The organism is Massilia sp. IC2-476, from assembly GCF_020707295.1.
Classification (GTDB): Bacteria; Pseudomonadota; Gammaproteobacteria; order Burkholderiales; family Burkholderiaceae_D; genus Telluria.
In genome coordinates this window covers 255,825-281,476 of record NZ_JAJFER010000004.1, presented here as the reverse complement: position 1 = coordinate 281,476, position 25,652 = coordinate 255,825, and the positions used below count along the sequence as shown (strand labels likewise).

26 protein-coding genes are annotated in these 25,652 nt (G+C 67.1%); 9 read left to right on the top strand and 17 right to left on the bottom strand.

Annotated features, from left to right (window positions below; all coding sequences use genetic code 11):
* Positions 1-82: 82 nt before the first annotated feature.
* The 8 genes from LK539_RS13210 (at position 83) to LK539_RS13175 (ending at position 8,889) form a co-directional block, all read left to right on the top strand.
* Entirely contained in the window at positions 83-307 is a 225-nt protein-coding gene (locus tag LK539_RS13210) for a BrnA antitoxin family protein (protein WP_227801383.1), read from the top strand.
* An 87-nt stretch (positions 308-394) separates the two neighbouring features.
* Positions 395-679 (top strand): HU family DNA-binding protein, encoded by a 285-nt coding sequence (locus LK539_RS13205; RefSeq protein WP_159699514.1) that lies wholly within the window; start codon positions 395-397, stop codon positions 677-679.
* Between the two features lie 102 nt (positions 680-781).
* Positions 782-1,420: a LysE family transporter gene (locus LK539_RS13200; RefSeq protein WP_227801382.1), complete on the top strand. Its 639-nt coding sequence runs from the start codon at positions 782-784 to the stop codon at positions 1,418-1,420.
* A gap of 123 nt (positions 1,421-1,543) precedes the next feature.
* Positions 1,544-3,460 carry a DUF6600 domain-containing protein gene (locus LK539_RS13195; protein ID WP_227801381.1) on the top strand — a complete coding sequence of 639 codons (1,917 nt, stop codon included), beginning with the start codon at positions 1,544-1,546 and terminating at the stop codon, positions 3,458-3,460.
* A 250-nt stretch (positions 3,461-3,710) separates the two neighbouring features.
* The gene (locus LK539_RS13190) at positions 3,711-3,977 is read left to right on the top strand and encodes a DUF493 family protein (RefSeq protein WP_227801380.1); all 267 of its coding nucleotides are present in this window, start codon (positions 3,711-3,713) and stop codon (positions 3,975-3,977) included.
* Positions 3,978-4,065: 88 nt separating this feature from the next.
* The gene (gene lipB, locus LK539_RS13185) at positions 4,066-4,740 is read left to right on the top strand and encodes a lipoyl(octanoyl) transferase LipB (RefSeq protein WP_227801379.1); all 675 of its coding nucleotides are present in this window, start codon (positions 4,066-4,068) and stop codon (positions 4,738-4,740) included.
* 56 nt (positions 4,741-4,796) lie between these two features.
* The gene (gene lipA, locus LK539_RS13180; RefSeq protein WP_227801378.1) at positions 4,797-5,786 is read left to right on the top strand and encodes a lipoyl synthase; all 990 of its coding nucleotides are present in this window, start codon (positions 4,797-4,799) and stop codon (positions 5,784-5,786) included.
* Between the two features lie 193 nt (positions 5,787-5,979).
* A complete protein-coding gene (locus LK539_RS13175) occupies positions 5,980-8,889 on the top strand; it encodes a glycosyl hydrolase 115 family protein (RefSeq protein ID WP_227801377.1) in 2,910 nt (969 codons plus the stop codon).
* Here LK539_RS13175 and ftrA read toward each other — a convergent pair.
* Positions 8,859-9,824 (bottom strand): transcriptional regulator FtrA, encoded by a 966-nt coding sequence (gene ftrA / locus LK539_RS13170; protein ID WP_227801376.1) that lies wholly within the window; start codon positions 9,822-9,824, stop codon positions 8,859-8,861. The two genes, LK539_RS13175 and ftrA, sit on opposite strands and share 31 nt — an antisense overlap.
* An 89-nt stretch (positions 9,825-9,913) precedes the next feature.
* On the opposite strand from ftrA, the gene LK539_RS13165 reads away from it, so the two are divergent.
* Positions 9,914-10,306, top strand: coding sequence for a rhodanese-like domain-containing protein (locus tag LK539_RS13165; RefSeq protein WP_227801375.1), 393 nt, complete (start codon positions 9,914-9,916; stop codon positions 10,304-10,306).
* On the opposite strand, the gene LK539_RS13160 is transcribed toward LK539_RS13165, so the two are convergent.
* The 16 genes from LK539_RS13160 to LK539_RS13085 form a co-directional block, all read right to left on the bottom strand.
* Positions 10,303-11,640 (bottom strand): type II secretion system protein GspD, encoded by a 1,338-nt coding sequence (locus LK539_RS13160; protein WP_227801374.1) that lies wholly within the window; start codon positions 11,638-11,640, stop codon positions 10,303-10,305. The two genes, LK539_RS13165 and LK539_RS13160, sit on opposite strands and share 4 nt — an antisense overlap.
* On the bottom strand, positions 11,637-11,990 hold the full coding sequence (locus tag LK539_RS13155) for a hypothetical protein (protein WP_227801373.1): 354 nt from the start codon (positions 11,988-11,990) through the stop codon (positions 11,637-11,639). The genes LK539_RS13160 and LK539_RS13155 overlap by 4 nt, the downstream gene beginning before the upstream one ends.
* Entirely contained in the window at positions 11,987-12,562 is a 576-nt protein-coding gene (locus LK539_RS13150) for a GspMb/PilO family protein (RefSeq protein WP_227801372.1), read from the bottom strand. Before LK539_RS13150 ends, LK539_RS13155 begins: the two co-directional genes overlap by 4 nt.
* The gene (locus LK539_RS13145) at positions 12,559-13,209 is read right to left on the bottom strand and encodes a PilN domain-containing protein (RefSeq protein ID WP_227801371.1); all 651 of its coding nucleotides are present in this window, start codon (positions 13,207-13,209) and stop codon (positions 12,559-12,561) included. Before LK539_RS13145 ends, LK539_RS13150 begins: the two co-directional genes overlap by 4 nt.
* Entirely contained in the window at positions 13,202-14,326 is a 1,125-nt protein-coding gene (pilM, locus tag LK539_RS13140) for a pilus assembly protein PilM (protein WP_227801370.1), read from the bottom strand. Before pilM ends, LK539_RS13145 begins: the two co-directional genes overlap by 8 nt.
* On the bottom strand, positions 14,323-15,477 hold the full coding sequence (locus tag LK539_RS13135; RefSeq protein ID WP_227801369.1) for a GGDEF domain-containing protein: 1,155 nt from the start codon (positions 15,475-15,477) through the stop codon (positions 14,323-14,325). The genes pilM and LK539_RS13135 overlap by 4 nt, the downstream gene beginning before the upstream one ends.
* Before the next feature lie 22 nt (positions 15,478-15,499).
* Positions 15,500-16,405, bottom strand: coding sequence for a DNRLRE domain-containing protein (locus LK539_RS13130; protein WP_227801368.1), 906 nt, complete (start codon positions 16,403-16,405; stop codon positions 15,500-15,502).
* Positions 16,402-16,881, bottom strand: a complete 480-nt coding sequence (locus LK539_RS13125; RefSeq protein ID WP_227801367.1) for a PilW family protein — start codon at positions 16,879-16,881, stop codon at positions 16,402-16,404. The genes LK539_RS13130 and LK539_RS13125 overlap by 4 nt, the downstream gene beginning before the upstream one ends.
* Positions 16,878-17,315 (bottom strand): type II secretion system protein J, encoded by a 438-nt coding sequence (locus LK539_RS13120; protein WP_227801366.1) that lies wholly within the window; start codon positions 17,313-17,315, stop codon positions 16,878-16,880. Before LK539_RS13120 ends, LK539_RS13125 begins: the two co-directional genes overlap by 4 nt.
* On the bottom strand, positions 17,312-17,821 hold the full coding sequence (locus LK539_RS13115) for a hypothetical protein (protein WP_227801365.1): 510 nt from the start codon (positions 17,819-17,821) through the stop codon (positions 17,312-17,314). Before LK539_RS13115 ends, LK539_RS13120 begins: the two co-directional genes overlap by 4 nt.
* A gap of 52 nt (positions 17,822-17,873) precedes the next feature.
* Positions 17,874-18,455 carry a prepilin-type N-terminal cleavage/methylation domain-containing protein gene (locus LK539_RS13110; RefSeq protein WP_227801364.1) on the bottom strand — a complete coding sequence of 194 codons (582 nt, stop codon included), beginning with the start codon at positions 18,453-18,455 and terminating at the stop codon, positions 17,874-17,876.
* Positions 18,456-18,569: 114 nt separating this feature from the next.
* Entirely contained in the window at positions 18,570-19,694 is a 1,125-nt protein-coding gene (locus tag LK539_RS13105) for a type II secretion system F family protein (protein WP_227801363.1), read from the bottom strand.
* Positions 19,695-19,706: 12 nt separating this feature from the next.
* Complete coding sequence (locus LK539_RS13100; RefSeq protein WP_227801362.1) at positions 19,707-21,728, bottom strand: GspE/PulE family protein; 2,022 nt, start codon at positions 21,726-21,728, stop codon at positions 19,707-19,709.
* A gap of 16 nt (positions 21,729-21,744) precedes the next feature.
* Positions 21,745-23,247 carry an HD domain-containing phosphohydrolase gene (locus LK539_RS13095; protein WP_227801361.1) on the bottom strand — a complete coding sequence of 501 codons (1,503 nt, stop codon included), beginning with the start codon at positions 23,245-23,247 and terminating at the stop codon, positions 21,745-21,747.
* Positions 23,237-23,641, bottom strand: coding sequence for a response regulator (locus LK539_RS13090; protein WP_227801360.1), 405 nt, complete (start codon positions 23,639-23,641; stop codon positions 23,237-23,239). Before LK539_RS13090 ends, LK539_RS13095 begins: the two co-directional genes overlap by 11 nt.
* The gene (locus LK539_RS13085) at positions 23,638-25,467 is read right to left on the bottom strand and encodes an ATP-binding protein (RefSeq protein ID WP_227801359.1); all 1,830 of its coding nucleotides are present in this window, start codon (positions 25,465-25,467) and stop codon (positions 23,638-23,640) included. Before LK539_RS13085 ends, LK539_RS13090 begins: the two co-directional genes overlap by 4 nt.
* Between the last annotated feature and the right edge of the window lie 185 nt (positions 25,468-25,652).

Sequence of the window (25,652 nt, the reverse complement as noted above, 5' to 3'; positions counted from 1 at the left end):
TGCCGGGCATCCTGTCCCTCGCGTACGTATAGTGCAAGGCTGTTGGCTGCGGTACTGCAGCCTCGCCACCGAAGGAGACGCCATGAACACCGAATCGACCATGCAAGCAGCACCGATCGCCGCAGCACCTGCACGCCGTGCCCGCCCGCCGAAGCGCAAGACCCGCATCACGATCTACCTCGACGACGAAGTCCTGAATGAATTCCGCAATCTGTCGGAGCGCTGCGGCACCGGTTACCAGACCCTGATCAACGCCGCGCTGCGCCATCGCCTGGCCGCGCCGAGCGTCGAAAGCAGCCTCGCCTGACCCTGCGCTTCGCTTCGCCTCCGGGGCGAGATTACATACAGCAATATTTATGCTAATCTTCCCGCTCTTTTAACCCCGGAGGGACTTATGAAAAAAGGCGAACTGATCGCGGAATTCGCGAAGCGTACCGAACTGTCGGGCGCGGCTGCCAACACCGCCGTCAACACGATCATCGAGATCATCACCGAACGCCTGAAGAAAGGTGACACCGTCGGTATCACCGGCTTCGGCACCTTCTCGGTCACCAAGCGCGCTGCACGCAAGGGCCGCAACCCGGCAACCGGCGATGTCATCAAGATCGCTGCATCGAAGACCCCGCGCTTCGCTGCCGGTGCGACGCTGAAAGCAGCCGTCAACCCGAAGAAGAAGTAAGCAGTACCCAGGCCCCGCGCCGCGCTCCGGCCCGCCCGGACGCGCGCGCTGGCCCATTTTGCGCTACCCTCCTTTCCCCTCTTCCCCATTTCCCGCGGCAGCATGCTCTTCTCTACCTGGATCGCCTTCGTCATCGCCGGTACGCTGATCGCCATTTCGCCCGGCTCCGGCGCCGTCCTGTCGATGTCGCACGGCCTCGCCTACGGGTTGAAGAAAGCCAGCGCCACCGTGCTGGGCCTGCAGATCGGCCTGATCCTGGTCCTGATCATCGCTGGCGCCGGCGTCGGTTCGCTGCTGCTCGCCTCCTCGCTGGCCTTCACCATCGTGAAGATCGTCGGCGCGCTGTACCTGATTTATCTCGGCATCGGCCAATGGCGGGCCAAGGCTGAAGTCGGCCCCGTGGATACGGCCGGCCTGGCGGCCCACCCGAGCTTTCGCAAGCGCGTGATGACCGGCTTCCTGACGAACGCCACCAATCCCAAGGGCATCATCTTCATGGTCGCGGTGCTGCCGAGCTTCATCAACCAGAAAGCGCCGCTGCTGCCGCAGCTGGCCATCCTGGGCGTGACCATGGTGGTGATCGATTCGACCGTCATGCACGGCTACGCCGCGCTGGCCTCGTCGATGCAGCGCTTCTTCCGCGACGTGCGCGCCGTGAAGCTCCAGAACCGCATCTTCGGCGCCGTGCTGGTGCTGATGGGCTCGCTTCTGTTCCTGGTGCAGCCAAGCCACCGCGCCTGAGTCATGTATCCTGCTGTGTCCGTTAACACAGCTTTGCAACTTTCTGTAAGTTGAGTATTCCCTGCAGGCACTCGTGCGTTGTAATCAGGTAGCCGTCCTTCGTCCCCATTTGCGGAGCCTTCCATGAACAAGCGATTCGCCCAGACCGCCGTGATGCTCGCGCTCACGGCTTTATCCACTGCCGCCCTGGCACAGGACACGCTTGAGACGGAGCCCCCGGGGCGCGTCGGCCGCGTGTCGCTCACCCAGGGCAAGGTCAGCATCACCGGCGACGTCGGCGACACCGCCAGCGAGGCCCTGGTCAACTGGCCGGTCACCACGCGCAACCTGATCACCACCGAGCCGAACGGCCGCACCGAGGTGCGCATCGGCTCGACCGCGATCCGCATCGACGGCGACAGCTCGCTGGAAGTAACGGAACTCGATGACGACAGCGTGCGCCTGCGCCTGCACTACGGCAGCGCCAGCATCCGCATCCTGAGCGAGGACGTGCTGCCCGAGTTCGAGCTGACCACGCCCCAGGGCCGCGTACGCATGCTGCGTCCCGGCCGCCTGCGCGTGGACGCCGAGCGCGTGCGCGACACCAGCGTGGTCAGCGTGTTCGACGGCGAAGCCCAGGTCGACGGCGGCGGCGCCAGCCTGACCATCCGCGCCGGCCGCAGCGCCGAACTGCGCGACGACGATGTGCGCACGCTGCAGGCGCGCCGCGACGCCTTCGATGACTGGGCGCTCGATCGCGACCGCCAGATCGATGGCTCGCGCTCGGCGCGCTACGTCACCACCGACATGACGGGCTACGAAGAACTGGACCGCCACGGCACCTGGCAGGAAGACCTCGAATACGGCCCGCTGTGGATTCCTTCCGTGTCCACCAGCTGGGTGCCCTACCGCGACGGCCGCTGGACCTGGATCGCTCCCTGGGGCTGGACCTGGGTCGACAACGCGCCCTGGGGCTATGCGCCCTTCCACTACGGCCGCTGGGTGCAGGTGCGCAACCGCTGGGCCTGGGCGCCGGGACGGATCGATCGCCGTCCGGTGTGGTCGCCGGCGCTGGTGGGCTGGGTTGGCGGCAGCGGCTGGAGCGTGAACTTCAACCATCACGGCTCGCGTCCGGCCACCGGCTGGTATCCGCTGGGACCGCGCGATCACTACGTGCCGCATTACCGCTTGTCGGATGATCGTTTGCGTCGCCTGAACAGCTGGACCTGGCGTGACCGCCGCGACCGTAATCATGACGGTAAGCCTGATTACCGCCGCCGCGACGGCCTGACCGTGGTCCCGCACGCGAATTTCGGCCAGCGTGGCCCGATCGTGGTGCCGAACGCGCCACGCGCGACGCCGCCGCAAGCGCTGCCGACCACGCCGGGCGCGGCGCCACCTCCGCCGCAGGGCTGGCGCGATCGGTCGACCGCGCGCCGCGACACGGACCGCGACGGTATCCCGGATCGCTTCGACCGGGACCGCGACGGCGACGGCATTGTCAACCGTGTCGATGGGGATCGTGACGGCGACGGCATTCCGAACCGCGTTGATCGTGACAGCCGCCGCGGCGATCGCTTCGACCGCAATGACCGCGGCCAGCGCCCGCCGGTGCTGACGACTGCCCCGACGCCGGGCCAGGTACCGTTCCAGCCGGGAGCCATCACGACGTCGCCGCCGGCGCCGGCCGTGGTGCAGCAGCCGGTTCGTCCGCAGCCTTGGTCGCGCCCCGGACGCGACGAGGAACGCGCCGACCGTGCCGACCGCTGGGATCGCAGCAGCCGCGGCCTCGACCGTGGCGAGCGATTCGAAGGCCGCCGCGAGCGTTCGCAGCCGATGGCGGCGATGCCGCAGCCGGCCGTGCAGGCGCCTCCGCCAGCACCAAGCGCTCCGCCGCCGCAGTCCTTCGCGCCGCCGCCGCGCCCGATGGCTGCGCCGGCGCCGATGGCCGCCCCGGCTCCCGCTCCGGCGCCCTCCGGCCCGCCGCCGGGACGTGGCCGGATGGAACACCGCGGAGACAACGTGGATGGCGGCGCCCGTCCACGCGAGATGATTCGCTGACTACACCGCCGTTTGCGTCGCCTGTCGCCGCAAACTGCAGTTCGTCACATTCCGCTCGCGCCGTGGACGGCGGCTGGATAAAGTGGCATCACTCGCTCGCAGGCAGCACGGCTGCTCCGAGCGGCCCGAATGTCCCGCTATTTCTCAAAAAAAGAGATAGTTCAGGCCGGCCACAGCGCCGGCCTTTTTTTTCGTCAGTGCAGCACCATATTGGATTGGCTACAATGCCGCTTTGCACAGGACAAATACCATGGACCCCAAAGAATCCCTCATCGAATACCCGAGCGACTTCCCGATCAAGGTGATGGGCGCCACGCACGTCGACTTCGCGCCGACGATCGTCGAGGTCATCATGAAGCTGGATCCGACTTTCCATGCTGGCAAGGTGCAAAGCCGTCCATCCGCAAAGGGCAACTACACCGGCCTCACCGTTACCATCCGCGCCACCAGCCGCGAGATGCTGGACGACGTCTATCGCGCCCTGTCCTCGCACCCCATGGTGAAAATGGTCCTCTGAGGCCGGCGGAAAACCGACAGCCGGCGGGCACAAGGCCTCACGCTGGCTTATAATGCCAGGGCTGTCCATATTCCCGCCCTATACCCTCATGTCCGCTAACCGTCCCGCCCCGCCGCTGATCCGCGAGCTTGGCCGCGCCGACTACGAACCGACTTTCGCCGCGATGCGCGCCTTTACCGACGCGCGTACGCCCGAGACGCGGGACGAGCTGTGGATCGTCGAACATCCCCCTGTCTATACGCTGGGCCTGGGCGCCGATCGCGCTCACGTGCTCGCGCCCCACGATATTCCCGTGATCCAGACCGACCGCGGCGGCGAGGTGACTTACCACGGTCCCGGCCAGGTCGTGATCTACCTGCTGATGGACCTGCGCCGTAACAAGCCGGGCGGCAAGCTGTACGCCCGTCAGTTTGTGGCAAAAATCGAACAGGCGGTCATCGAGGTGCTGGCGGCGTATAATCTTGCGGGCGAGCGCGTTGCCGGGGCGCCCGGCATCTACATGGCGGACGGACCGCGCAAGGGCGCGAAGATCGCCGCCCTCGGCCTGAAGGTGCGCGGCAACGGCTGCACCTACCATGGCGTTTCGCTGAACGTGGCGATGGACCTGGCCCCGTTCACGTGGATCAACCCGTGCGGATACTCCGGGCTGGCCACGGTCGACATGCGCACGATGGGCGTGGACGCCCCGCTGGCGGATGTCCAGCAGGCGCTGGCGCAGGAATTGGTGCGCCAACTGGTTACGGTTGAAGCAACCGAGGCCTGACTGGCCGTCCAGCAACGAACAACCTCTGAATGGAAGCCCGCCAGGGCTCGAGCCAAATGACCCTAGATACCAACACCGGTACTGCCCCTGCTACTTACGACGCCACCGAAAAGCAGAAGGGCGCCAGCAAGACCTCGCGCATCCCGATCAAGATCGTCCCGATCGCCGACGCCGAGCGCCTGAAAAAGCCGGACTGGATCCGCGTGAAGGCCGCCACCGCCTCCTCGCGCTTCTACGAGATCAAGGACATCCTGCGCGCGAACAATCTGGTGACGGTGTGCGAAGAAGCCAGCTGCCCGAACATCGGCGAATGCTTCGGCAAGGGCACTGCGACCTTCATGATCATGGGCGACAAGTGCACCCGCCGCTGCCCGTTCTGCGACGTCGGCCACGGCCGTCCGGATCCGCTCGACGTGAACGAGCCGGGCAACCTGGCCAAGACCATCGCCGACCTGCGCCTGTCCTACGTGGTGATCACCTCGGTCGACCGCGACGACCTGCGTGACGGCGGCGCCGGCCACTTCGTCGAGTGCATCACCAAGACGCGCGCTCTGTCGCCGAACACCAAGATCGAAGTGCTGGTGCCGGACTTCCGCGGTCGCCTGGAAAAGGCCCTGAACATCTTCGCCGGCGGCCTGCCGGACGTGATGAACCACAACCTGGAAACCGTGCCGCGCCTGTACAAGGAAGCGCGCCCGGGCGCCGACTACAAGCACTCGCTGGTGCTGCTGCGCGACTTCAAGAAGATGTACCCGAACGCGGTCACCAAATCCGGCCTGATGGTGGGCCTGGGTGAGACCGACGAAGAGATCCTGGAAGTCATGCGCGACATGCGCGAGCACGACATCGACATGCTGACCATCGGCCAGTACCTGGCGCCGTCGAACTCGCACCTGCCGGTGCGCCGCTACGTGCACCCGGACACTTTCAAGATGTTCGAAGAGAAGGCCTACGAGATGGGCTTCGTGCACGCCGCCGTGGGCGCGATGGTGCGTTCCTCGTACCACGCCGACCAGCAGGCGCACGAGGCGGGCGTCGCCGCTTAAGCTTTCCTCTGCACTGACAACAAGGCCGGTTCCGCACACGCGGGACTGGCCTTTTTCTTTTTCGAGCCACGTTTGACTCCTTGCCCATTCGATAATAGACTCCAATGGTTGCGCTAACATTCTGGTTGGCGACGATCAGAATGGAGTCGACATGGCAGGACAGGCACTACCCGGCACCGGGTTTGGACGATGCATGCTGCAGCGCTTGCTGTGTTCTCTCGCGCTCGGCCTGTGCCTGGCGCTGCCGGCCAAAGTCTATGCACTCGACACCCCGCGCTTCGTCGACCTGCAGGGCAAGGAAGGCGTCCGGCTCGTGGCCGGCGCCCGGGCCGCCCCGATCGTGGTGGGCAAGGACGAATTCCCCGGCGTGCTGCGCGCGGCGCGCGACCTGCAGCGCGACATCCAGGCAGTCACGGGCAGGACACCGCAGTGGCAAACCGCTGCAGCCGCAGGCAGCGACGCCATCATCGTCGGCACCCTTGGCCGCCACGCCCTGATTGACGCGCTGGCGCGCCAGGGAAAAATCGATACGCGCAGCCTCGCGGGCCAGTGGGAAGGCTTCCTGATCCAGACCGTCGCCGACCCCGTGCCCGGGGTGAAGCGGGCGCTGGTCATCGCCGGCAGCGACAAGCGCGGCACCATCTACGGCATCTATACGCTGTCGGAGCAGATCGGCGTCTCGCCCTGGCACTGGTGGGCCGACGTGCCGGTGGCGCGCCACGCCGCGCTCAGCGTCCCGCTGGATACCCGCCTGATGGACAAGCCGGCCGTCCAGTACCGCGGCATCTTCCTGAACGACGAAGCGCCGGCGCTCACCAACTGGGCCAAGGAACGCTTCGGCGGCTTCAACCGCAAGTTCTACGAGCGCATCTTCGAGCTGATGCTGCGCCTGCGCGCCAATTACCTGTGGCCGGCCATGTGGGGCTCGGCCTTTTACGATGACGACAAGAGCAATGGCGAGCTGGCCGACACCATGGGCATCGTGATGGGCACCTCGCACCACGAACCGATGATGCGCGCCCAGCAAGAGTGGGCGCGCCATGGCAAGGGTCCGTGGGACTACAACCGCAATGCCGATACCCTGCGCGACTTCTGGGCCGGAGGCCTGCGCAATACGCGCGATTATGAAAAGGTGATCACGATGGCGATGCGCGGCGACGGCGACGAGCCGATGTCGGAAAGCGCCAACGTCGACCTGCTCGAGCGGATCGTGCGCGACCAGCGCGCGCTCATCCAGCAGGAGCTGGGCCGCGATCCGGCCAGTGTGCCGCAGCTGTGGGCGCTGTACAAGGAAGTCCAGGACTACTACGAAAAGGGCATGCGCGTGCCGGACGACATGCTGCTGCTCTGGTGCGACGACAACTGGGGCAATATCAGGCGCCTGCCGACGCCTGAAGAACGCAAGCGCAGCGGCGGGGCCGGCGTCTACTACCACTTCGACTACGTGGGCGGACCACGCTCCTACAAATGGCTGAACGTGACCCAGATCGCCAAGGTCTGGGAACAGATGAACCTGGCCAACGAGTACGGCGCCAACCGGCTCTGGATCGTCAACGTGGGCGACCTAAAGCCGATGGAGGTGCCGACCGAGTTCTTCCTCACCTACGCCTGGAACCCGTCGGCCTGGCCGGCCGACAAGCTGCCGGCCTATCTGGAAGGCTGGGCGGCACGCGAGTTCGGCGCGCAGCACGCCGGGCGCATCGCAGCGATCGTCGAGCGCTACACTCGCTACAATGCGCGCCGGCGCCCGGAGCAGCTGGCGCCCGACACCTACAGCCTGACTGCCTACGACGAGGCGGAACGGGTGGTGAACGATTACAACGCGCTCGTCCTGGAAGCGCAGCAGGTCGGCAAGGCCCTGCCGAAGGCGGTGCAGGATGCGTACTTCCAGCTGGTCGAGTATCCGGTGCGCGCCTCCGCCAATGCGCTCGACATGTGGGTATCGGCCGGCCGCAACGCCCAGTATGCGCGCCAGGGCCGCGCCAGTACCAATGACATGGCTGCGCGCGTGCGCCGCCTGTTCGCGCACGATGCGGAGCTGACGCGCGCCTACCACGGCGCCAGGGGCGGCAAATGGAAGCACATGATGTCGCAGACGCGCTTCGGCTACACCAACTGGGCTCAGCCCTACCGTGACGTGATGCCGGCGGTGGCGGAGCTGCGCCTGCCCGATCCGGCCGCCCCTGGCGGCATCGGCGCGGCCGATCGCATGGGCGTGGTGGTGCAGGGCAGCCAGGCCGTCTGGCCGGCCTACGGCCTGCAGCACATGACCCTGCCGGCGCTGGACGTGTTCGAGCGCCAGCCGCGCTACCTCGAGCTGTTCAACCGCAGCGGGGAGCCCTTCGAGTATGCGGTCAAGGCGAGCCACCCGTGGATCCGCCTCAGCCACGCGACGGGACGGATCGACAAGCAGCAGCGCATCCTGGTGGACGTCGACTGGGACGCGGTTCCGGCAGGGCGCAGCGAGGCGGAGCTGACCGTCAGCGGACCGGATGGTGGCAGGGTGAGCGTCAAGGTCCCGGTGCACAAGCCTGCCGACCTGTCGCCGCAGTCGGCGCAGGGCCACGTCGAAAGCCGCGGCGTGGTCGCGATCGAGGCCGAACACTTCAGCCGTGCGCATGCGCCCAGCGGGCGCGGATGGCTCAGGATTCCCGGCTACGGCCAGACCCTGTCCGGCATGACGACGACGCCAGGCGCTGCGCCGGCGCTGACGCCGGTGGACGGCATGCGGCTCGAGTACGACGTGCACCTGTTCCGCGGCGGCGACATCAAACTGCATGCGGTGCTGGGGCCGACGCTCAAGTTCCAGCCTGGTAAAGGCTTCCGCTTTGCGGTCTCGATCGACGACGGCCCGGTCCAGGAAGTCAATGTGCACGCTGACGAATCGGAACAGTACTGGAACCGGATGGTGTCGGACGGCGTGGCGAAGTTCACCACCACGCATCGCATCGAGCGGCCGGGCCGCCATACCGTGAAGTTCTGGGCGCTCGATCCGGGTCTGGTGCTGCAGCGCCTGGTGATCGACGCGGGCGGACTGCAGCCGAGCTACCTGGGCCCGCCGGAAAGTCCCTACTATCCGGTACGGGAGGCCGCGCGCCCCTGACTGCGGTAACGCGCCGGCGGCGGCAGGCCGTGCTTGCGGAAATGATGGCGCAGCGACTCCGCCGAGCCCAGTCCGGACAGGTCGGCCACGGCCTCGATCGCCAGCTGCGGGCGTGTCTCCAGGATGCGCGCCGCCAGCGCGACGCGCTCGCGCACCAGCCAGGCCAGCGGCGTGAGGGAGGTGGCTTCCTTGAAGCGCCGCTGGAAGGTGCGGGCGCCAAGCCGGGCCTGCGCCGCCATCGAGTCCACTGTGTGCTGCGCGCGCAGGTTCTCCCGCACCCAGTCCATCAGCTGCGCGACGCCGGGTTCCCCTGGCGCTGGCAGGGGCCGTGCCACCAGCTGCGCCTGGTCGCCATCGCGGTGGGCGGGAATCACCAGTCGTTGGGCGACACGGCTGGCCACATCGAGGCCGAAGTCCTGGCGCACCAGGTGCAGCAGCATGTCCAGGCCCGCTGCCGAACCGGCCGAGGTGACGATGCGCCCGTCCTCGGCGTAGAGCACGCCCTGCTGCACGTCGATTGCCGGGAAGTCCTGCGCCAGGCGGTCGAGGTAGCGCCAGTGCGTTGTCGCTTTTTTACCGTCCAGCAGCCCGGCGTGCGCGAGCACGAAGGCGCCGGAACAGATGGTGCACAGGCGCGCGCCGCGTGCATGGGCGCGCCGCAAGGATGCCAGCAGGGCGGGGGAGGGAGCGTCGCCGGCGTCGCGCCAGCCGGGGATGACGATGGTGTCGGCCACCTCAAAAGCGTCCAGTCCGTGCGGCACCTGCACGTAGAGGCCTCCCGCGGCGCGCAGCAGCCCGCTTTCTTCCGCACAGACGGCGTAGCTGTACCAAGACACGCCGAGCTCCGGCCGCTCGAGGGCGAACAGTTCGACGGCGCAGCCGAATTCGAAGGTGCACAGGCCGTCGTAGGCGAGGATGGCGACATGGTGCGGCATGGCGCGATCTTACCAGTTTCTGTCAGGGCGGCCACTCGCCGGCCTTTCCTGCCGCTGCCACACTGGAGCCTCTTCAACAGGAGGACCACATGACTTCAGCCGTATCCGCCGTACCCGCCGCGCCCAGCGACCGCGCGCTTGCCCATTTCAGTTCCGCCTTCAGCTACGAGACCGATTGCGCCGATGTGCACCAGGCCTTTGCCAGCGGCCAGCCGGATTTCGTGCTGCTCGACGTGCGCAGCCCCGAGCTCTACGCGCGCGGCCACGTGCCGGGTGCGCTCAATCTGCCGCAGGGGAAGATCGTCGAAGCCAAGCTGCGCGAATATCCGGTGGACACCCTGTTCGTGGTCTACTGCGCCGGACCGCACTGCAACGGCGCGCACCGCGGCGCCGAGCGCCTGGCCAGGCTGGGGCGCCCGGTCAAGCTGATGATCGGCGGCGTCACCGGCTGGCTGGACGAGGGCTATACGCTGGCGACCTAGCGCCGCTCGAGCGCGGCCGCCGGTTTCGCCAGCGCCTGCTGGATCTCCAGGGCGTTGCGCTGCACGCGCTCGATCTCATGCACGTCGGCGCCTTCCGCATGGGTCGGCACGATGCGCGGCGTGATCACGACGATGGTCTCGGTCAGGTTGCCGGTCTGCTCGTTGTTCGCGAACAGGTTGCCCAGCACCGGGACGTCGGCCAGCAGCGGCACGCCGGTGCGCCGGTTGCCCGAGCTGGCCTTGATCAGGCCCCCGATCAGGATCGATTGGCCGTCCTCCGCCACCAGTTGCGTGCTCACCTCGGTGGTCTTCTTCGACGGGATCCCGCCCAGCACCGTGCCGGAGCTCACTTCGGGCTTCACGCGCATGGCGATCTTGCCGTCGGTGTCGACGGCCGAGGTCACGCGCAGGATGACGCCGGTCTCGAGGAATTCGATGGTCTCGCTCGTGACGTTGTTGATCGTCGTGGTCAGGCGGTAACCGAGCTTGTCGCCGATGTTGGTGCTGGCTTCCTGGTTCTCCAGCGTCAGCAGCTTGGGCGTGGCGAGGGTGCGCACCTTGCCCTTGTTGCTCAGTGCGTTCAGGTAGAAGTTGACGTTGTCGTTGACGAAGTTGAACACGAAGCCGGCGCCGCGCTGCGCCAGCCCGCTGGTACCGAAGCGGTTGACCCCGTCCGCGCTGAACACCTTTTGCCAGTCCACCCCGAACTGCTGGTTGTCGTCGAGCGTGATCTCGAGGATCTTCGCTTCGATCATGATCTGGCGCGGCTGGCGGTCGATCTCGCGCATCAGCGTTTCGATGCGGGCAATGCCGGCGGCGCTGTCCTCGACGATGACCTGGCGCCGCAGCGGCAGTGCGGTGACCTTGCCGCCCACCCCGACGTGCTTGCCCAGGATCTCAGCGATCACCTGCGGCTCCGAATACTGCACCTTGAGCGCCCTGACCTCGAGGCGGCGGTCGCCGGAAGCAGCCGGTGCGCCTTGCGCACCCTGAGCCGCCTGGGCCGGATTGACGATCATGTAACCGCGTTCACGTTCCAGCACCTGGTAGCCGCCGGCTTCGGCGATCGCCTGGATCGCCTGGCGCGCGCTGACGTCGTACAGGCTGATCGCCACGTTGCCGGTCACGCCCTTGCCGAGCGTGATGTTGATGCGCTCGCGGCGCGAGATCATCTCGAACAGTTCGGCGATGGGGGCGTCGCGGAACACCAGCGAAGTGAGGTTGGTGCCGGCGCTGGCCGGGACGCCGGCTCCGCCTGCACCGCCATCGGCGGCCGCTACCTGACCGGCCAGCATCGCGGCCAGCACCGTGGATAGGATGGTCTGCTTCATCATTCGCTGCTTTCCCTGTCGCTTCCCCGATCGGGTGTCCTGTCGATTGCCAGTACGTTCTTCGTCTTGCCGCGCAGGAGCGTGACGCTGCGCTCGTCGATCCGCAGTACATGGTAAGGGCCGACCTGGTCGCCCACCCCCACGATATGCCCTCCGATGTTCGCCATCGATTGCCTTGCGTCGACCATGATGGCGCGCAGTACCGGCAAGGTGTCGGTATCGAGCGCGTCGCTTGACGGCGGCGGCGCCGGCTGGGCCGGCGGCCGTGCGAAGGGATCGCGCAGCGGCGCGGCCTGGGCGGCAAGGGCCGGGCAGGCGAGCGCCAGTGCGAGGAGGACGTGAAGTGGCTTCATGAGTTGGGCTCCAGCGGCCGGTAGGCGGCGATGCGCAGGCGGATGTGGATGGCGCCGGAGGCTTCGTCCGGGCTCATCTCGAAACGGTCGATGGCCAGGTTGGGACGGGAGCGCTCGATCGCTTCCATCCAGGCCAGCAGGTCGGCGTAGCTGCCGGTCGCCTCGGCATCGATGCCGTACTGTGTGAACACCATGGTCTTCTGCTCGGCGGCGGGGGTGCTGCCGCGCAGCGCCACCCGGTGCTGGCGCGCCAGCCGGTTGACGTCCCCGATCAGCTGCACCACCAGCGGCGCGATCGGTCCTGACGCGCCCAGCTGCGCACCGCCCAGCTTGCGTGCCAGCGCCTCGCTCTCGACGCCGAGCGCGGCCAGCTGGGCCTGCAGCAGGCGCGGGTCGCTGCCGGCCTGCGCCAGACGCGCATGTTCGGTACGCACGGTACGCAACTGGGTCAGCGGCGCGCGCAGTGCATAGAACCACAGCGCCGAGCCGACGATCAGGAGCAGTCCGGCGCCCGCCAGGTGCAGCTGTCGCAGCGGCAGCGCCGCCGCCCTTACCGTCCAGCGTCCGTTCATGGCGTGCTCCCGTTCGGACGCAGGGCGCCGGCCACGCTGAAGGCGAGCGACACGCCGGCATCGGTCTTGCTGGCCGAGCTGTTGAGGAAGCGTACGTCCGTCAGCAGCGGGTCGCCCGACAGGGCGTCGAGGAAGCGCGACATGGCTTCGTTGTCCTGGGCCTGGCCCGCGATCTCGAGGCGGTTCGCCAGATGCCAGTGCTCGACGCTGCCACCGGCTGCGCCCTGCACCTGCAGGGTGCCCGCAGGCAGCGGCTGGGGCAGGGGATCGCGCAGCAGTTCCTGGGTGCGCGAGAACTGCAGGCCGTCGAACCAGACGCCATCGTTGACGGCGCCGTCGATCGATCCGGCCAGCCGCGCCACGGCCCCGCTGCCGCGCAGCGCGTCGAGCGCATTGCTGGCCTGCTGCAAGGCTTCCTTGCGCGCCTGCGCGGCTGCCAGCTGGTTGCGCGTCGCTTCGGCCAGCGCGGTGGCGGCGCGCAGCTGTTCCAGGCGCGGCGTCTCCACCGCCAGTCGCCAGCGCACCCAGGCGGCAGTGCCGCCGCCGAGGCCCAGCACGAAGGCCAGTGCGCATCCATAAGCGAACAGCGTGCGCCGCGCCCGCAAGCCTTCTCGGTAACTGCGCGGGATCATGTCCACGTCAGCCATGTTCTACTCCCCGTAATGCCAGCCCGGCCGCCAGCGCGATGCCGTGCATCTGCTGTGCGCCGCGATCCTTGTCCATGTCGGCAAAGGCCGTGAACGGATCGAGCACCTCGACCGGCAGGTGGACCAGCTGGGCGATGCGCTGCGGGATGTTGGCGTAGCGCGCCACGCTGCCGTTCAGGTAGACCTTGCTGACCGTGCTGCCGCGCGTGCGCGAAGCCACGTACACCTGGGTGCGCACCAGTTCCTCGGCAAGGGCTGCGAATTCCGAATGCAGGATCTCGCGGATGGTGCGCCCCATGTCGGGGGTTGCACTACCCGGCTCGTGGCCCGCGACTGCGCCGGTGCCGTGCTGGCGCAGCAGGGCGAGCGCCGTGCCGGCGTCCAGCCCCAGCGTAGTGGCCACCTTGCTCACCAGCGTTGTTTCGCCCAGCTCGATCTCGCGGTCGAGCATCAGGCGCCGGCCCCAGATCACCGTGAGATAACTGCGTGTGCTGCCGAAGTTGATCAGAAGGACGGACTGGCCGTAGTCTTCCCGATGCATGGCCGCCAGCAGGCGCGCGATGGCGGCCGGCCCAATGTCCAGTGCCACCGGATCGAGGCCGGCGCCGCGCAGCGCCTCCAGGTAGTTCACGACGGTCGAGGTGGGCGCCACCGCGGCCAGCACCTGTTTTTCGGTCCCGGCGGCGTCGGCGCTGCGCACCTGGTAGTAATCGACCACGGATTCTGCAGCGGCCGCGCCGAGTTGCTCGCGCACCGCGCGCCCCACCGCCTGCTGCTCGTTCTGCCCGGCCGGCACGTTGACGGTGAGCGGCAGGATGCGCACCTCGCTGGGCGCCAGCGCCCCCACCATGCGGCGCCCGGAGAATGGAGCCGCGGCCAGCGCGCCGCGCACGAAGGCGCGCAGCGCGCGCGGGTCGGCCAGCAGGCGGCTGCGTTCGATCGGGTAGGGCAACGACACCGCCGCGCGCACCCGGGCGCCGCCCGGGACGGCGTCGACCTGCATCATGTTCAGGCTTTCAGCAGCAAAATCGACGCCGATCGGCAGGCCCGGCGCGCCACGCGCCGCCAGGCGCGAGAATAGTCCGCGGACGGCAGCCATGTCGATGCGTGCGTTCATGCCGCTTCCTCCACGCTGGCGCCGATGCGCATGCCGTTGCCGCCCGCACGCTTGGTGTCGTACAGCAGCTCGTCGGCGAGGCGATAGGCGGCGTCAAAGGCAGGGCAGCCGCGAGTGGGCAGGCGCAGCAGGCCGAGGCTGACCGTAACCCGCGCACCCGCCGGCAGCGGCGCCCGCATCTGCTCTTCTACAGAGGCCAGCATGCGCGCCACCCGTTCCGGCACGTCGTCGCCGCACATCAGCAGCGCGAATTCGTCGCCGCCGAGGCGCGCCAGGTATTCGTCGCCCGACAGCTGGCCGAACGCCGCATGTACCGCACGCAGCACCTCGTCGCCGGTGGCGTGGCCGCAGCTGTCGTTGATCGACTTGAAGCGGTCGATGTCGAACAGGCCGAACCAGCTCGGCAGGTTCGAGGCCTGGTGGCGCGCCACCACGGCGGTGAAGTCGGCCTCCATGTGGCGCCGGTTCCAGGAACCGGTCAGGTGGTCGCGGTTGGCCAGGTCGGTCAGCTCGCGTTGCGTCCGTTCCAGCTCGAAGCGCAGGCTCAGGTCGTGCTTGCGCAGGCTGAGTGCGCGGCCTACCAGCGCCAGCGAGATCATGGCGGCCGTCAGCATCAGGCACTGCAGCACCCACAGGTCGAGCGCGGCGAAACGGAAGCGGCTGAGCCAGGTCGACGCGGTGAACATCAGGTAGATCGCACCCAGCGTCATGGCGGCTTCGCGCACGCCCCAGGGCACCACCGGCACCAGCATGATCAGCACCGCCACGCTCAGCAGCAGGATGGTGTGCAGCTGGCCGACGCGCTGGGCCAGCAGCACCAGTGCCGAGCCGCACACGACCAGGAGCAGCATCGCCAGCAGGTACAGGGCGCGCAGCTGTTCCACGCGGGCGCTGGAGACGTAGATGTGCAGCGCCAGGGCGCTCAGCAAGGAGTAGGTGTAGGTGTAGCCGGCGCCCAGGTTGAACACCGCCGACACGACCGCCGCCAGCAGCAGGAACAGCAGCGCCACGACGCTCAGCAAGGCCACGCCGCGCCGGGTTTCGCCGGCGATGACCGGTGCGGCATAGGCCGACAGCTCGGGCGCGCCGAAGCTGGTGCAGGACCAGACGGTGGACAGTTCGCCGACAATCGTTTCGGTATGCTTTCTCATCGTTTTCGGTTCGTTCAAAAGCTCAGTCGCAGCGCTTGTGGTAGGAGATGTCCATGCGCGGCTCGTTGTTGTTGGCCTTGGTGCTGTTGAAGCGCGCGTCGTTCAGGCCCAGGGGCTTGAACAGCATGCCGAAATTGGCCAGTTCTCCGCCTTGCCAGCGCCGCATCAGCGGTCCGATATCCCAGCGGTAGAAGCGGTTGGTGCCAGCGATGGTCGTGACCCACTCCGGACGTACCTCGTAGCTTCCGCCAGGGCTGGTATTCCACGGCGAATTCCAGGTGGCAGTGCCTTCGGACCAGCTGCGGCTGACCGCATGCACCGCCAGCTCACGCACCGTCTGTACCGAGTTCGAGCTGCTCAGGTACAGCCACAGCGTAGCCTTGGTCACTCGCGACTTGGGCGGGAGATTATTCAAATCCACGCTGAGAAGCGGATGGGCGCCGCCGTCGGTCGCTACCATGTCGGAGCTGTCTCCGTAAGAAGTGGCTGGAGCGTTGCTGTTGATCCAGGTGTCCCTGAAGTCGTCGTCGTCGTCCAGCACCATGTCGTACTGTTGCGTACGGTCATAGAACATCATTTTTTCGCGCGTGATGGTGCTGACGGTGCCGCGCGCAGACCTCGCCGTCACAGTGATGTCGAGCTCGTCCTTCTTTTTGATCGTGATGCTGTCCGCCGTCATCGTCCCGGCGACGCCCGGTAGACGGACGTCGACGAAACGGCGGTCGCTGTCGCAGTTGATCTTTTCGTTCTGCCACTTGGCCAGGCGCACCCCTGCCTCGGCAAGGTAGCGTGTCGCGTCCAACTCGTACTGGGCGTCGACGGCCGAGGCGTCGTCCGCAGCGCCGCGTGTCATGGCATAGGCGAGGGCGCCCATGACCGACAGCGCCAGCGCGACCGGCAGCAGCAGCAGACCGTGCTGGCGCTTCATGAGCGCGGCCCACCCAGGCGCACGGCAATGCTGCCCTGCGCGGCTTCCGTATCGCGCTCGAGCCGCAGGGTCGCCTCGACAATCGTTGCATCGCTGTTGACCCTGCTCGCACTGAGGCCGAAGTTGGCGACAGATTCGGCCACGATGTTGTCGACCCCGTCGCGCACTTCGATCAGCTGCCTGTTCGCATTGACGCGAAAGCGCGACTTGTCGAACCAGGCACCCGAATCGGCCAGCGTCGTATTCTGGGGCGCCAGTGGCTTGAGCGGGGTGTCGCGGGCTGCACTGGAAATGCGCTCGAGCGCGAAGCGCAGGTCTTGCCGTAGTTCCGCCCGGGTCCCATTCTGGCTGCCAGCCAGTACGCTGGTATCGAGCATGCTAGCCAGGGGGCCGATCACCATTACGCAGATCACGAGTGCGACCAGCAGCTCGACCAGCGTAATGCCGCCCTGACGACGGTGGAATGGCCGCCTCATCGGTCCACCAGCGTCGTTAGAGGATAGCTTCCGTCTGTACCGGACACGGTCACCAGCAGCAGCGTATCCTCGGCCGTGTTACCGGCCGACAGTATCAGGCCGGTGGCGGCGCCATAGGGATGCCAGTATTTGGAGATGTAGACATTGCGCACGCCGCATTCGCCGTCCGGGCCGGGGTCGGCCGCCAGCGAATAGCTGGAAGGCGTCGTCGAACCCTCCACCGCTTTCCACAGATCGTCATAGGATTCGGCCAGTACGGTTTCCATCCTGTTCTTCACGCAGCGCAGCTCACGCGCCTGCATCGCCCCTGCCTCAGTGGCGCGCAGTCCGCTGCGAATCGCGTCGGCGGCGGGCAGCGCGCAGATCGCGAGCAGCACCAACGCCACCATGACCTCGATGTAGGATAGGCCTGCAGCTGGTGTGTGCATCTTCACGATGAGGCGGCCCGCCCAGTCACGCGCGCGACGGCGACGCTGCGCTGGACGTTCCCCTGCGCCACGACCACCTTGCCGTCGAGCTCGAGCAGGTCGACGCCCAGGTCGGCCGGATTGATGCTGGCCGGAGCGCCATCGTCGGGGCGGAAAGAAATGAAGTTGGTCACGGGACGTGTCCTGTACTTGAATTCGACGGTTGCCAGTTGACCGGTGGTACCGAACCTGACCTCGTACCGGGACTTGTCGACCGGGTGGAACACGAGGTTGGTGTTGTCCTGCAGTCCGGCGGAAGTTACGCGGTACACCAGCAGAGATTGCGTGGCCATGTCGAAACGCACTGCGTGCCAGGCCCCAGTGCGGACCGCCTCGCGCTGGGCGAAGCGGATGGCGCGAGTGACTTCCGAAGCGGCGGCATCGGCGGCGAAGGCGCCGGCCGGAGCCGCATTCGGTACGACAATCGAGGCTGCCAGTGCCAGGGCCGCGACCGTCGCCAGCATCTCTGCCAACGTTACACCGGCAGAGCGATGTGGGTGTGCCCGTGACCAGGCCATTTCAGGCTCAGTGAGTATTGAACGCCCGCTGGTTGCGGTCGAGCGCCACACTGTTCATCTCGAAGCGGCCGGTTACCAGGCTATAGCGCCAGCCCGCCGCGCCACCGCCCGCAGCAATTGGCGCGAGCACGCCGTTTGTGACTGCGACCGCGTTTCCGTTGGCATCTGCAGCCGGGGTGACCGGATCGCGCGGGATAGCGCGCAGATAAGGTCCGTTATCGTAACCGGGGATAAAGACGGTGCAGGTCTGTCCAGCGCGGTTCGAATGCATCGTCATCTGGTCTGAGAATGCCAACGCAGTGTTAGCGAGCCCGGTTCCGGCAACTCCCCCCGCGGCGGTACAAGCATTGCCTGCACCAGTGGCTTCGCGGACACCGGGCAAGATATTGTTGTGCTGCACCCGGTACAGTTCAATTGCCGAGCGCACGGTGTTCAAGTTGGCATCCAAGGCAGCATCGGTTGCTTCAGCAGTGCTATTACCAAACTGCGGAATCGCAATCGCCGCCATGATGGCAATGATGATCACCACAATCAACAGCTCGATCAGGGTAAAACCTTTAACTGCGTATTGGCGGATGTTTGTTTTCATGATGATCACAGATTAGAAGGAAAGGCAATTGCCTATTAGAAAGTCATTTGAGGTTAGCATGAACTTTCAGCAATGTATATTTCTGAAAGCCATCCTGATACAAGTGTGGCAAATTCACCGCGTACTCATCTTGAATATGGGCAAGATAATTGAACTAACGATAGTGCCAACTAATAGGCCCATAACTAATAACATTACTGGTTCGGCAAGTTTGGCCAGACGGTTCAGCTGGCGCGTCAGGTCGCGCTCGTAAAAGTCGGCCACCCGACCCATGACGCGTCCGAGCGATCCGGTCTGTTCACCGGTAGCGACCATCTGTTTCACATTGACGGGAACCAGGGGGCTGTCGACGAACCCGGCCGCAATGCCGCGTCCTTCGGTTACCTGGATCTCGAGGTCGCCGATAAAGCGCTGGAACTCCTGGTTCGGCACCACATTGCGGCAGGCCGCAAGCGTGGCCATGATGGTCACGCCGCGCTCGAGCGAGGCGCCCATCACCCGCATCAGGCGCTCCAGGTAGATCTTGGTGAAGATGTCCTTCACGAAGGGAAGGCGCAGCTTCAGGCGGTCGAGCCAGGCCTGCCCGGCCGGTTGCCTCGCGGCCGCCACAGCCAGCACCAGCAGCAGCGCCGCGCCGGCCAGCAACTTGCCGCCATGCGCCAGCAGCACCTCGCTGACGACCATCAGGACCTTCGTCGTCGCGGGCAGCTTGTGATAGATCCCCGAAAACATCGGTGCGAACTTCGGGAACACGTACATGAGGATGAAGATCACCACCACGACCGAGAACACCAGCAGGAAGCCGGGATAGGACAGGGCCGAGACGATGGTGGCGCGCAGCCGCTCCTGCTTCTCGTCCATCTCGACCAGTTGCGCCAGCACCTCGGGCAGGAAGCCACCCGCCTCGCTGGCGCCCACCAGGTTGACGTAGGTGAGGGGGAACAGCTGCGGATGGCGCGCCAGCGCTTCCGAAAAACGCTGGCCGCCGACGATGGCCTCGGCCATGTCGCCGATGATGGCGGCGACCGCCGGCCTGGCAGCCTGCTCCTGCAAGGAGCGCAGCGCCGCGTGCAGCGGCACCCCGGTCTCCAGCAGCAGCGCCAGGCGTTCGGTGAACAGGATGCGGTCGGCGCTGCCGACCCGGGCCTGGCCGAAAGCCGGCGCACTGCGCCGGCGCGGCGCCGTTCCCATCGCCGCGGTTTTCGCTACCGGCTCCAGTTCGTCCCAGTCGAGCGCCATGCTGCCTTCCCCTTAGCTCGCGTGGACTGCGCGCGCGATTTCCTCGGGCGTGGTGAGTCCGGCAAAGGCGCGCTGCATGCCGTCGGCGTACAGGTCGTGGTGGCCCTGGGCGGTGACGTGGCGCGCCATCTCGTCCTTGCCGGCGTTGGCGACGATCATGCGCTGCAGGTCGGTTCCCACTTCCAGCAGCTCGTAGATGCCGAGCCGCCCCTTGAAGCCGGAGTCGTAGCAGGACGGACAGCCGCGCCCGCGCATCAGTTTCAGGTTGCCTTCGCCCTTCCAGCCATAGGCGGCGGCGGTGGCCGGCGGCACCAGGGAACTGGTCTTGCAGGCCGGGCACACGCGGCGCACCAGGCGCTGCGCCATGACGCCGATCAGCGCCGACGACAGCAGGTAGGGCTCGACGCCCATCTCGACCAGGCGCGCCACCGCGCCCAGGGTGTCGTTGGTGTGCAGGGTGGTGAGCACCAGGTGGCCGGTCAGCGCCGCCTGCACCGCGATCTCGGCGGTCTGGCGGTCACGGATCTCGCCCACCATGATGATGTCCGGGTCCTGGCGCAGCACGTGCTTGAGGATCTTCGGGAAGGTGAGCCCGATCGCATCGTTGACCTGGTTCTGGTTGATGATGTCGAGCTGGTATTCGACCGGGTCCTCGATCGTGACGATGTTCTTCTCGATGCTCTTGAGGTAGCTGATCGCCGCGTACAGGCTGGTGGTCTTGCCACTGCCGGTCGGGCCGGTGACCAGGATCAGGCCGTGGCTGCGCCCGAGCAGGCGCTTGAAGGCGCCGACGGCGCTGTCGTTCATGCCCAGCTTGTCGACGTCGAGGATCGACTGGTTCTTGTCCAGCACCCGCAGCACCACCTTCTCGCCATAGATGCCGGGCAGCGAGGAAAAGCGCAGGTCGACCGTGCGGCCCTGGGTCACCACCTGGATGCGGCCGTCCTGCGGCAGGCGCCGTTCGGCGATGTCGAGGTTGGCCATCACCTTCAGGCGCGACACGATGGCCGGGTGCAGCTCGAGGCGCGGCGACATCACCTCGTACAGCACGCCGTCGATGCGCAGGCGCACGCGCGCCTTGTTGCGCGAGATTTCGATGTGGATGTCGCTGGCGTGGTCGTGGATGGCGCGCTGGATCACGGCGTTGACCAGGTTGATCACCGGGCTGGCGCCGGCCATCTCGTCGATCGCCGTGTAGTCGTCCGGGACGTGGTTTTCCACCAGTTCCAGGTCGTCGGCGGAGCTGTGCACGAAGTCGGGCAGGGTGGCGCCGCCATAGGCGTCGTTGCGCACGCGTTCGATGTCGGCCGGCGCCGCCATCGCCACCCGCACGCGGCAGCCGGTGCGGGCGCGGATCTCGTCGATGCTGTGCACCGCCTGCGGGTCGGCAGTCGCGATGGTGAGCGTATTCGACACCAGGAACAGCGGCAGCACGCCAAGGCGGCGCGCCACGTCGCGTTCCAGCACCGATACCGCGGCCGGGTCGTACAGGCCGGCGCGCAGGCCCACGAAAGGCACGCCCAGCTGCTCGGCCAGCGCCTGGAACAGCGCCGCCTCGGGCAGCCACTTCTTCTCGACCATGATCAGGCCCATGCGCTTGCCGGTCTGCTCCTGCAGGCGCTTGGCCTCGTCCACCTGGGCCGCGCTCACCAGGCCGCGTTCGACCAGGATGTCGCCCAGCTTGGCCTGGCCCTGGCGCAGGACCACCTTGGCCGGGGGCGCGTCGTACAGGGCCACCTGGTCGGTCAGGCCGGTCACGTCGAGCACGTCCTGCAGCAGCGCGCTGGGATAGGCCAACTTCAGCCAGCCGCCGAGCCCGGCCAGGCGTTCGGCGCTGCCCTGGACCAGTTCCAGTGCGCGGCCGGACAGCAGCGCCACCTTGCCCAGGTCGATCACGATCGTGACCTGGTGCTGGGCGATGCAGGCCGCCAGCGCCGCCTCGAGCGCGGCGACCGCCTCGACCGATACCAGCGCCATGGTCGGCGCCAGGTAGGTCATCGAGCCGATGCGGCTGCGGGTGACGGCGTTGTCCATGGCCTCGTCGCGCATCTCAGGCAGCCGCGGAAGCGCGCTCGCGCTGGATGTTGAAGCGTGCGATCCACTCCGGTTCGAGCGCGCAGATTTCCTCCAGCACACGCACGACGTTCGGGTCGAGCTGTTTGCCGGACACGCGCGCGATCTCGGCCATCGCCACCTCGTGGCTGCGCCCGGCGCGGTAAGCGCGCGAGCTGGTGATCGAGTCGTAGGTGTCGGCCACTGCGATGATGCGCGCCAGCAGCGGAATGTCGGTGCCCTGCAGCCCATGCGGGTAGCCGGTGCCGTCCCATTTTTCCTGGTGGTGGCGTGCGCCCGGCACCGCCCCCTTGAGGCGGTCGATGTGGCGCAGGATCTCGTAGCTGCGCTCCGGGTGCACCATGATGAAGGTGTACTCGTCCTGCGTGAGGCGGCCTGGTTTGCACAGCACCGCATCGGGAATGCCGATCTTGCCGACGTCGTGCAGGAGCGAACCCCAGAACAGGTCGTCGGTATCGCGGCTGCCCAGTCCCATGGCGGCGCCGATCTGCATCGAGATGTAGTGCACCCGCTCGGAGTGGCCGCGGGTGTACGGGTCCTTCGCTTCCACCGCTTCGATCAGGGCGTTGGCCATCTGCTCGTTGAAGCGGCTGGTCTCGGTCAGCATGCCGTACATGCGCGACAGGCTGGAGAGCTGGTTGGCGAGCAGCTCGCCCAGCTTGCGGTCGCTGTTCGAGAAGTCGGGCTTGGCCAGGTGGTTGGCCAGCACCAGGATCGCCACCACGCTGCGGTTGTGGATCACCGGGCAGCACAGCAGCTTGTAGGGCAGGTCGGTGAAGATGTAGGCGCGGCGCGGATCGTTGGTGTCGTTGATCACGATCGAGGCGCGCGAAGAATGCGCGAAGCGGTACAGGTCGCCGCGCATCTCGACCAGCACCAGGTCCAGGTTGTGGATCGGGGCCGACAGGTTGGTCGCATGCACGCACAGGTTCTCGCCTGGCTTCACAAAAGCGGCAACGTCGCAGTCCATGTGCACGGCCCAGCTTTCCAGCAAGCGCTGGAACAGGTCGACGCCCGGCTCCAGCTGCTGCACCTGCTTGTCGATCGCGTACACCAGGTGTAGCTCTTCGTAGCGTTCCGACAGCTCGAGCGCCATCGCATCGAGTTCGGTCTTGGACGCCAGGTCGTCGGCGATGCCGGCGGCGATGTCTTCGAGCGTTTCGGCCAGCAGGTCCCAGCCGGCATCCGGTTCGCCGGCCGCGACCCGCACCGCCAGGAAGCCGTGCGCGCGCACCGGCAGGTAGAGCAGGGTGGCGTCAGGCGCGTCGTGGCGCTGCATGCCCTCGCCGACGCAGGACCAGGCGAAGCCGCTTGCGCCCAGTGCCGCCAGCCAGTCGGCCATGTTTGAGCCCGACAGGCTGGTCCAGGCGACGGCGCCGCCGCTGCCGACCACGGCCAGGTCGTAGTCGGTACCGCTGACGCGGCGCAGCCAGCGTGCGTAACGGTTGTAATCGAGCTCGCTCAGGGTATCAGCTTGCATGCTGGGTCTCCGGCCCGCCTTCGCGGGCATTGAAGTGATCGGCCAGGCGCGCCACCAGCTGGCGCGGGCTCAGGGGCTTTTCCAGGAATTCGACCTTCGGCAGTGCGCGCACCCAGGCGCGTTCGTCGGCCGCGGTCATCGAGGTCATGACCAGGATCGGGAAGTGCTCGTCGGGCCAGCGTTCGCGCACCGCAGTGCACAGCTCGCGTCCGTTCATGCCTGCCATCTGGATATCGCTGATCAGGGCATCGGGGCGCGCATCCGCCATCAGCGCCAGCGCCTCGGCGCCATCGCCGGCGCACAGGACGCGATAGCCTTCGCGCTCGAGCATCAGGCGCAGTACGCGGATGACGTGCGCTTCGTCGTCGACGATCAGGATGCTGCGCTTGCTCATAGGACGTTGGCGCTTTCGGCGAGCGAAGGCATCTTCTTGAGGTGGATGGAGAAGGTACTGCCCTGGCCGGGCTGGCTTTCCAGGCTCAGGCGGCCATGGTGCAGTTCAACGATCTGGTTGGCCAGGTACAGGCCCAGGCCATGGCCGCCGCGCTGGTTCGGGCCGGTCTCGGGCACGCGGTAGAACTTCTCGGTGACGCGCGCCTGGTCGTCAGGCGCCATGCCGATGCCGGTGTCGCGCACCGTGATCACCACGTCGCTGTCGCCTTCCTCGGCCGACAGCACCACGCTGCCGCCGGCATCGTTGTACTTGATCGCATTGCCGACCAGGTTATTGAGCGCGATGCGGAACAGGTCCTTGTCAATCGAGACCGCCGGGATATCGTGCGGCACCTGCAGCTCGAGCTTGACGTGCTTCTGGTGGGCGCGCGGCTGCGCCTGCTGCCAGGTGTCGTGCAGCAGTTCGTGCAGCTTGACGCGGTGGCGCTCGGGGCGCACCGTGCCCATTTCGAGCTTGCTCACGTTGAGCAGGTTGTTCACCAGGGACGTCATGCGCTCGATCTGGTCCTGCACCACGTTGACCGCCTCGATGCGCTCGTCCGGGGCGGTTCCCGGATCGGCCAGCAGCTCGCCGTACATGGCCAGCACGTTCAGGGGCGACTTCAGTTCATGCGAAACGTGGGCGACGAAGTCGTTGCCGGCGGCGCGCGCCAGGTGTTCGGCGGTGACGTCGCGCAGCACCACCAGGCTGCCGAAGGAGACGGCGCCACCGGCCGCCTGCAGCGGCGAAACGCTGGCGTGCAGGCGCTTGCCGGGCACGCGTACCGGTTCGAACTCGAAGTTCTGCGGGCGCCGGGTGTCGGCCGCGCCGCTGCGCAGGCGTTGCAGCACCGCGCGCAGCTCGGCGTCCTCGCACCAGGTGTCGACCGGCTGGGTCAGCACGGCGGTCACCGGCACGCCCAGCAGCGGCTCGAGCTTGGCGGTGGCGAAGGTGATGTCGCCGCCCGGATCGAGGGCCAGCAGGCCGTCGGGCTGGCAGTGCAGCATGGCCTGCATCTTGTTGGTCGTGTACTCGAGCAGACGACCGCTGGCCAGGTTGGCCACGCTCGACTCTTCCAGCTCGCGGATGCGGCGGCCGGCCTGGTCGAGGTAGGTGTTCAGTTCCAGCGCCAGGCCGCGCACGTCCTGTTCGCGCGTAGCGGGCACCGGCGCCGCAGCCGCGCCCTGGGCGCCGGCAAGGGTGTGCAACTGCTCGCCGAGTTTCGCCAGCGGCGCCATCTCGCGCTTGATGACCAGGTAGATGAGGGGCACCAGCAGGAACACCGCCAGCGCCACCAGGCCGTAGAAAGGCAGGTCCTTGAGGCCGTCGGCGATGCGCGGCTCGTAGTAGCCGACGCGGATCTGCAGGCGTCCGCCTTCCGGGTCAGCCACCGGGCCATGGAATTCGCGGATGGCCGGCATGCCGGGTGCGGCAGGAAGCGCGCGCTCGGCAAAGCCGGAGACGGCCATCGGGACAGCGGGAGGAAGGATCACGCCGGGACCGGCCACTTCGGCCAGGTTGCGCCCGTTGGCATCGGTGACGGCGGCATAGGCGAAATCGCGGCGGCCGCCGTTGGCCAGGACCGAATCGAGCACGCCGTACTGGCCTGCGCGCGGGACCAGCACCGGCGCCGGCAGGGCCGACAGCGAACGGATGGTGGCCAGGCCCTGCACCCGCATCTGCGCCGCCGCATCGGCCTGCTGGCGCTGCAGCAGCATGGCGACGATCAGGGCGATCACCGCCAGCGAGGAGACGACGAGAATGATGCCGATCCGGTTGTTTTTCATTGTGATAATCCGGTTAGCCCACGACAGCGGCTCGCTTGTGAGCTACAGACTATAGTTTAATAATTTCTTACGGGCAAGTAACATTCGCAAGCCCTGAATGACTGTTGGTTTTTGTCCAAGGAAAGACCAGGGGCCCCGCGCCAGGGCAGCGGCGTTCGCGGGCGCGCGCCCGCGCCACGCCGCGC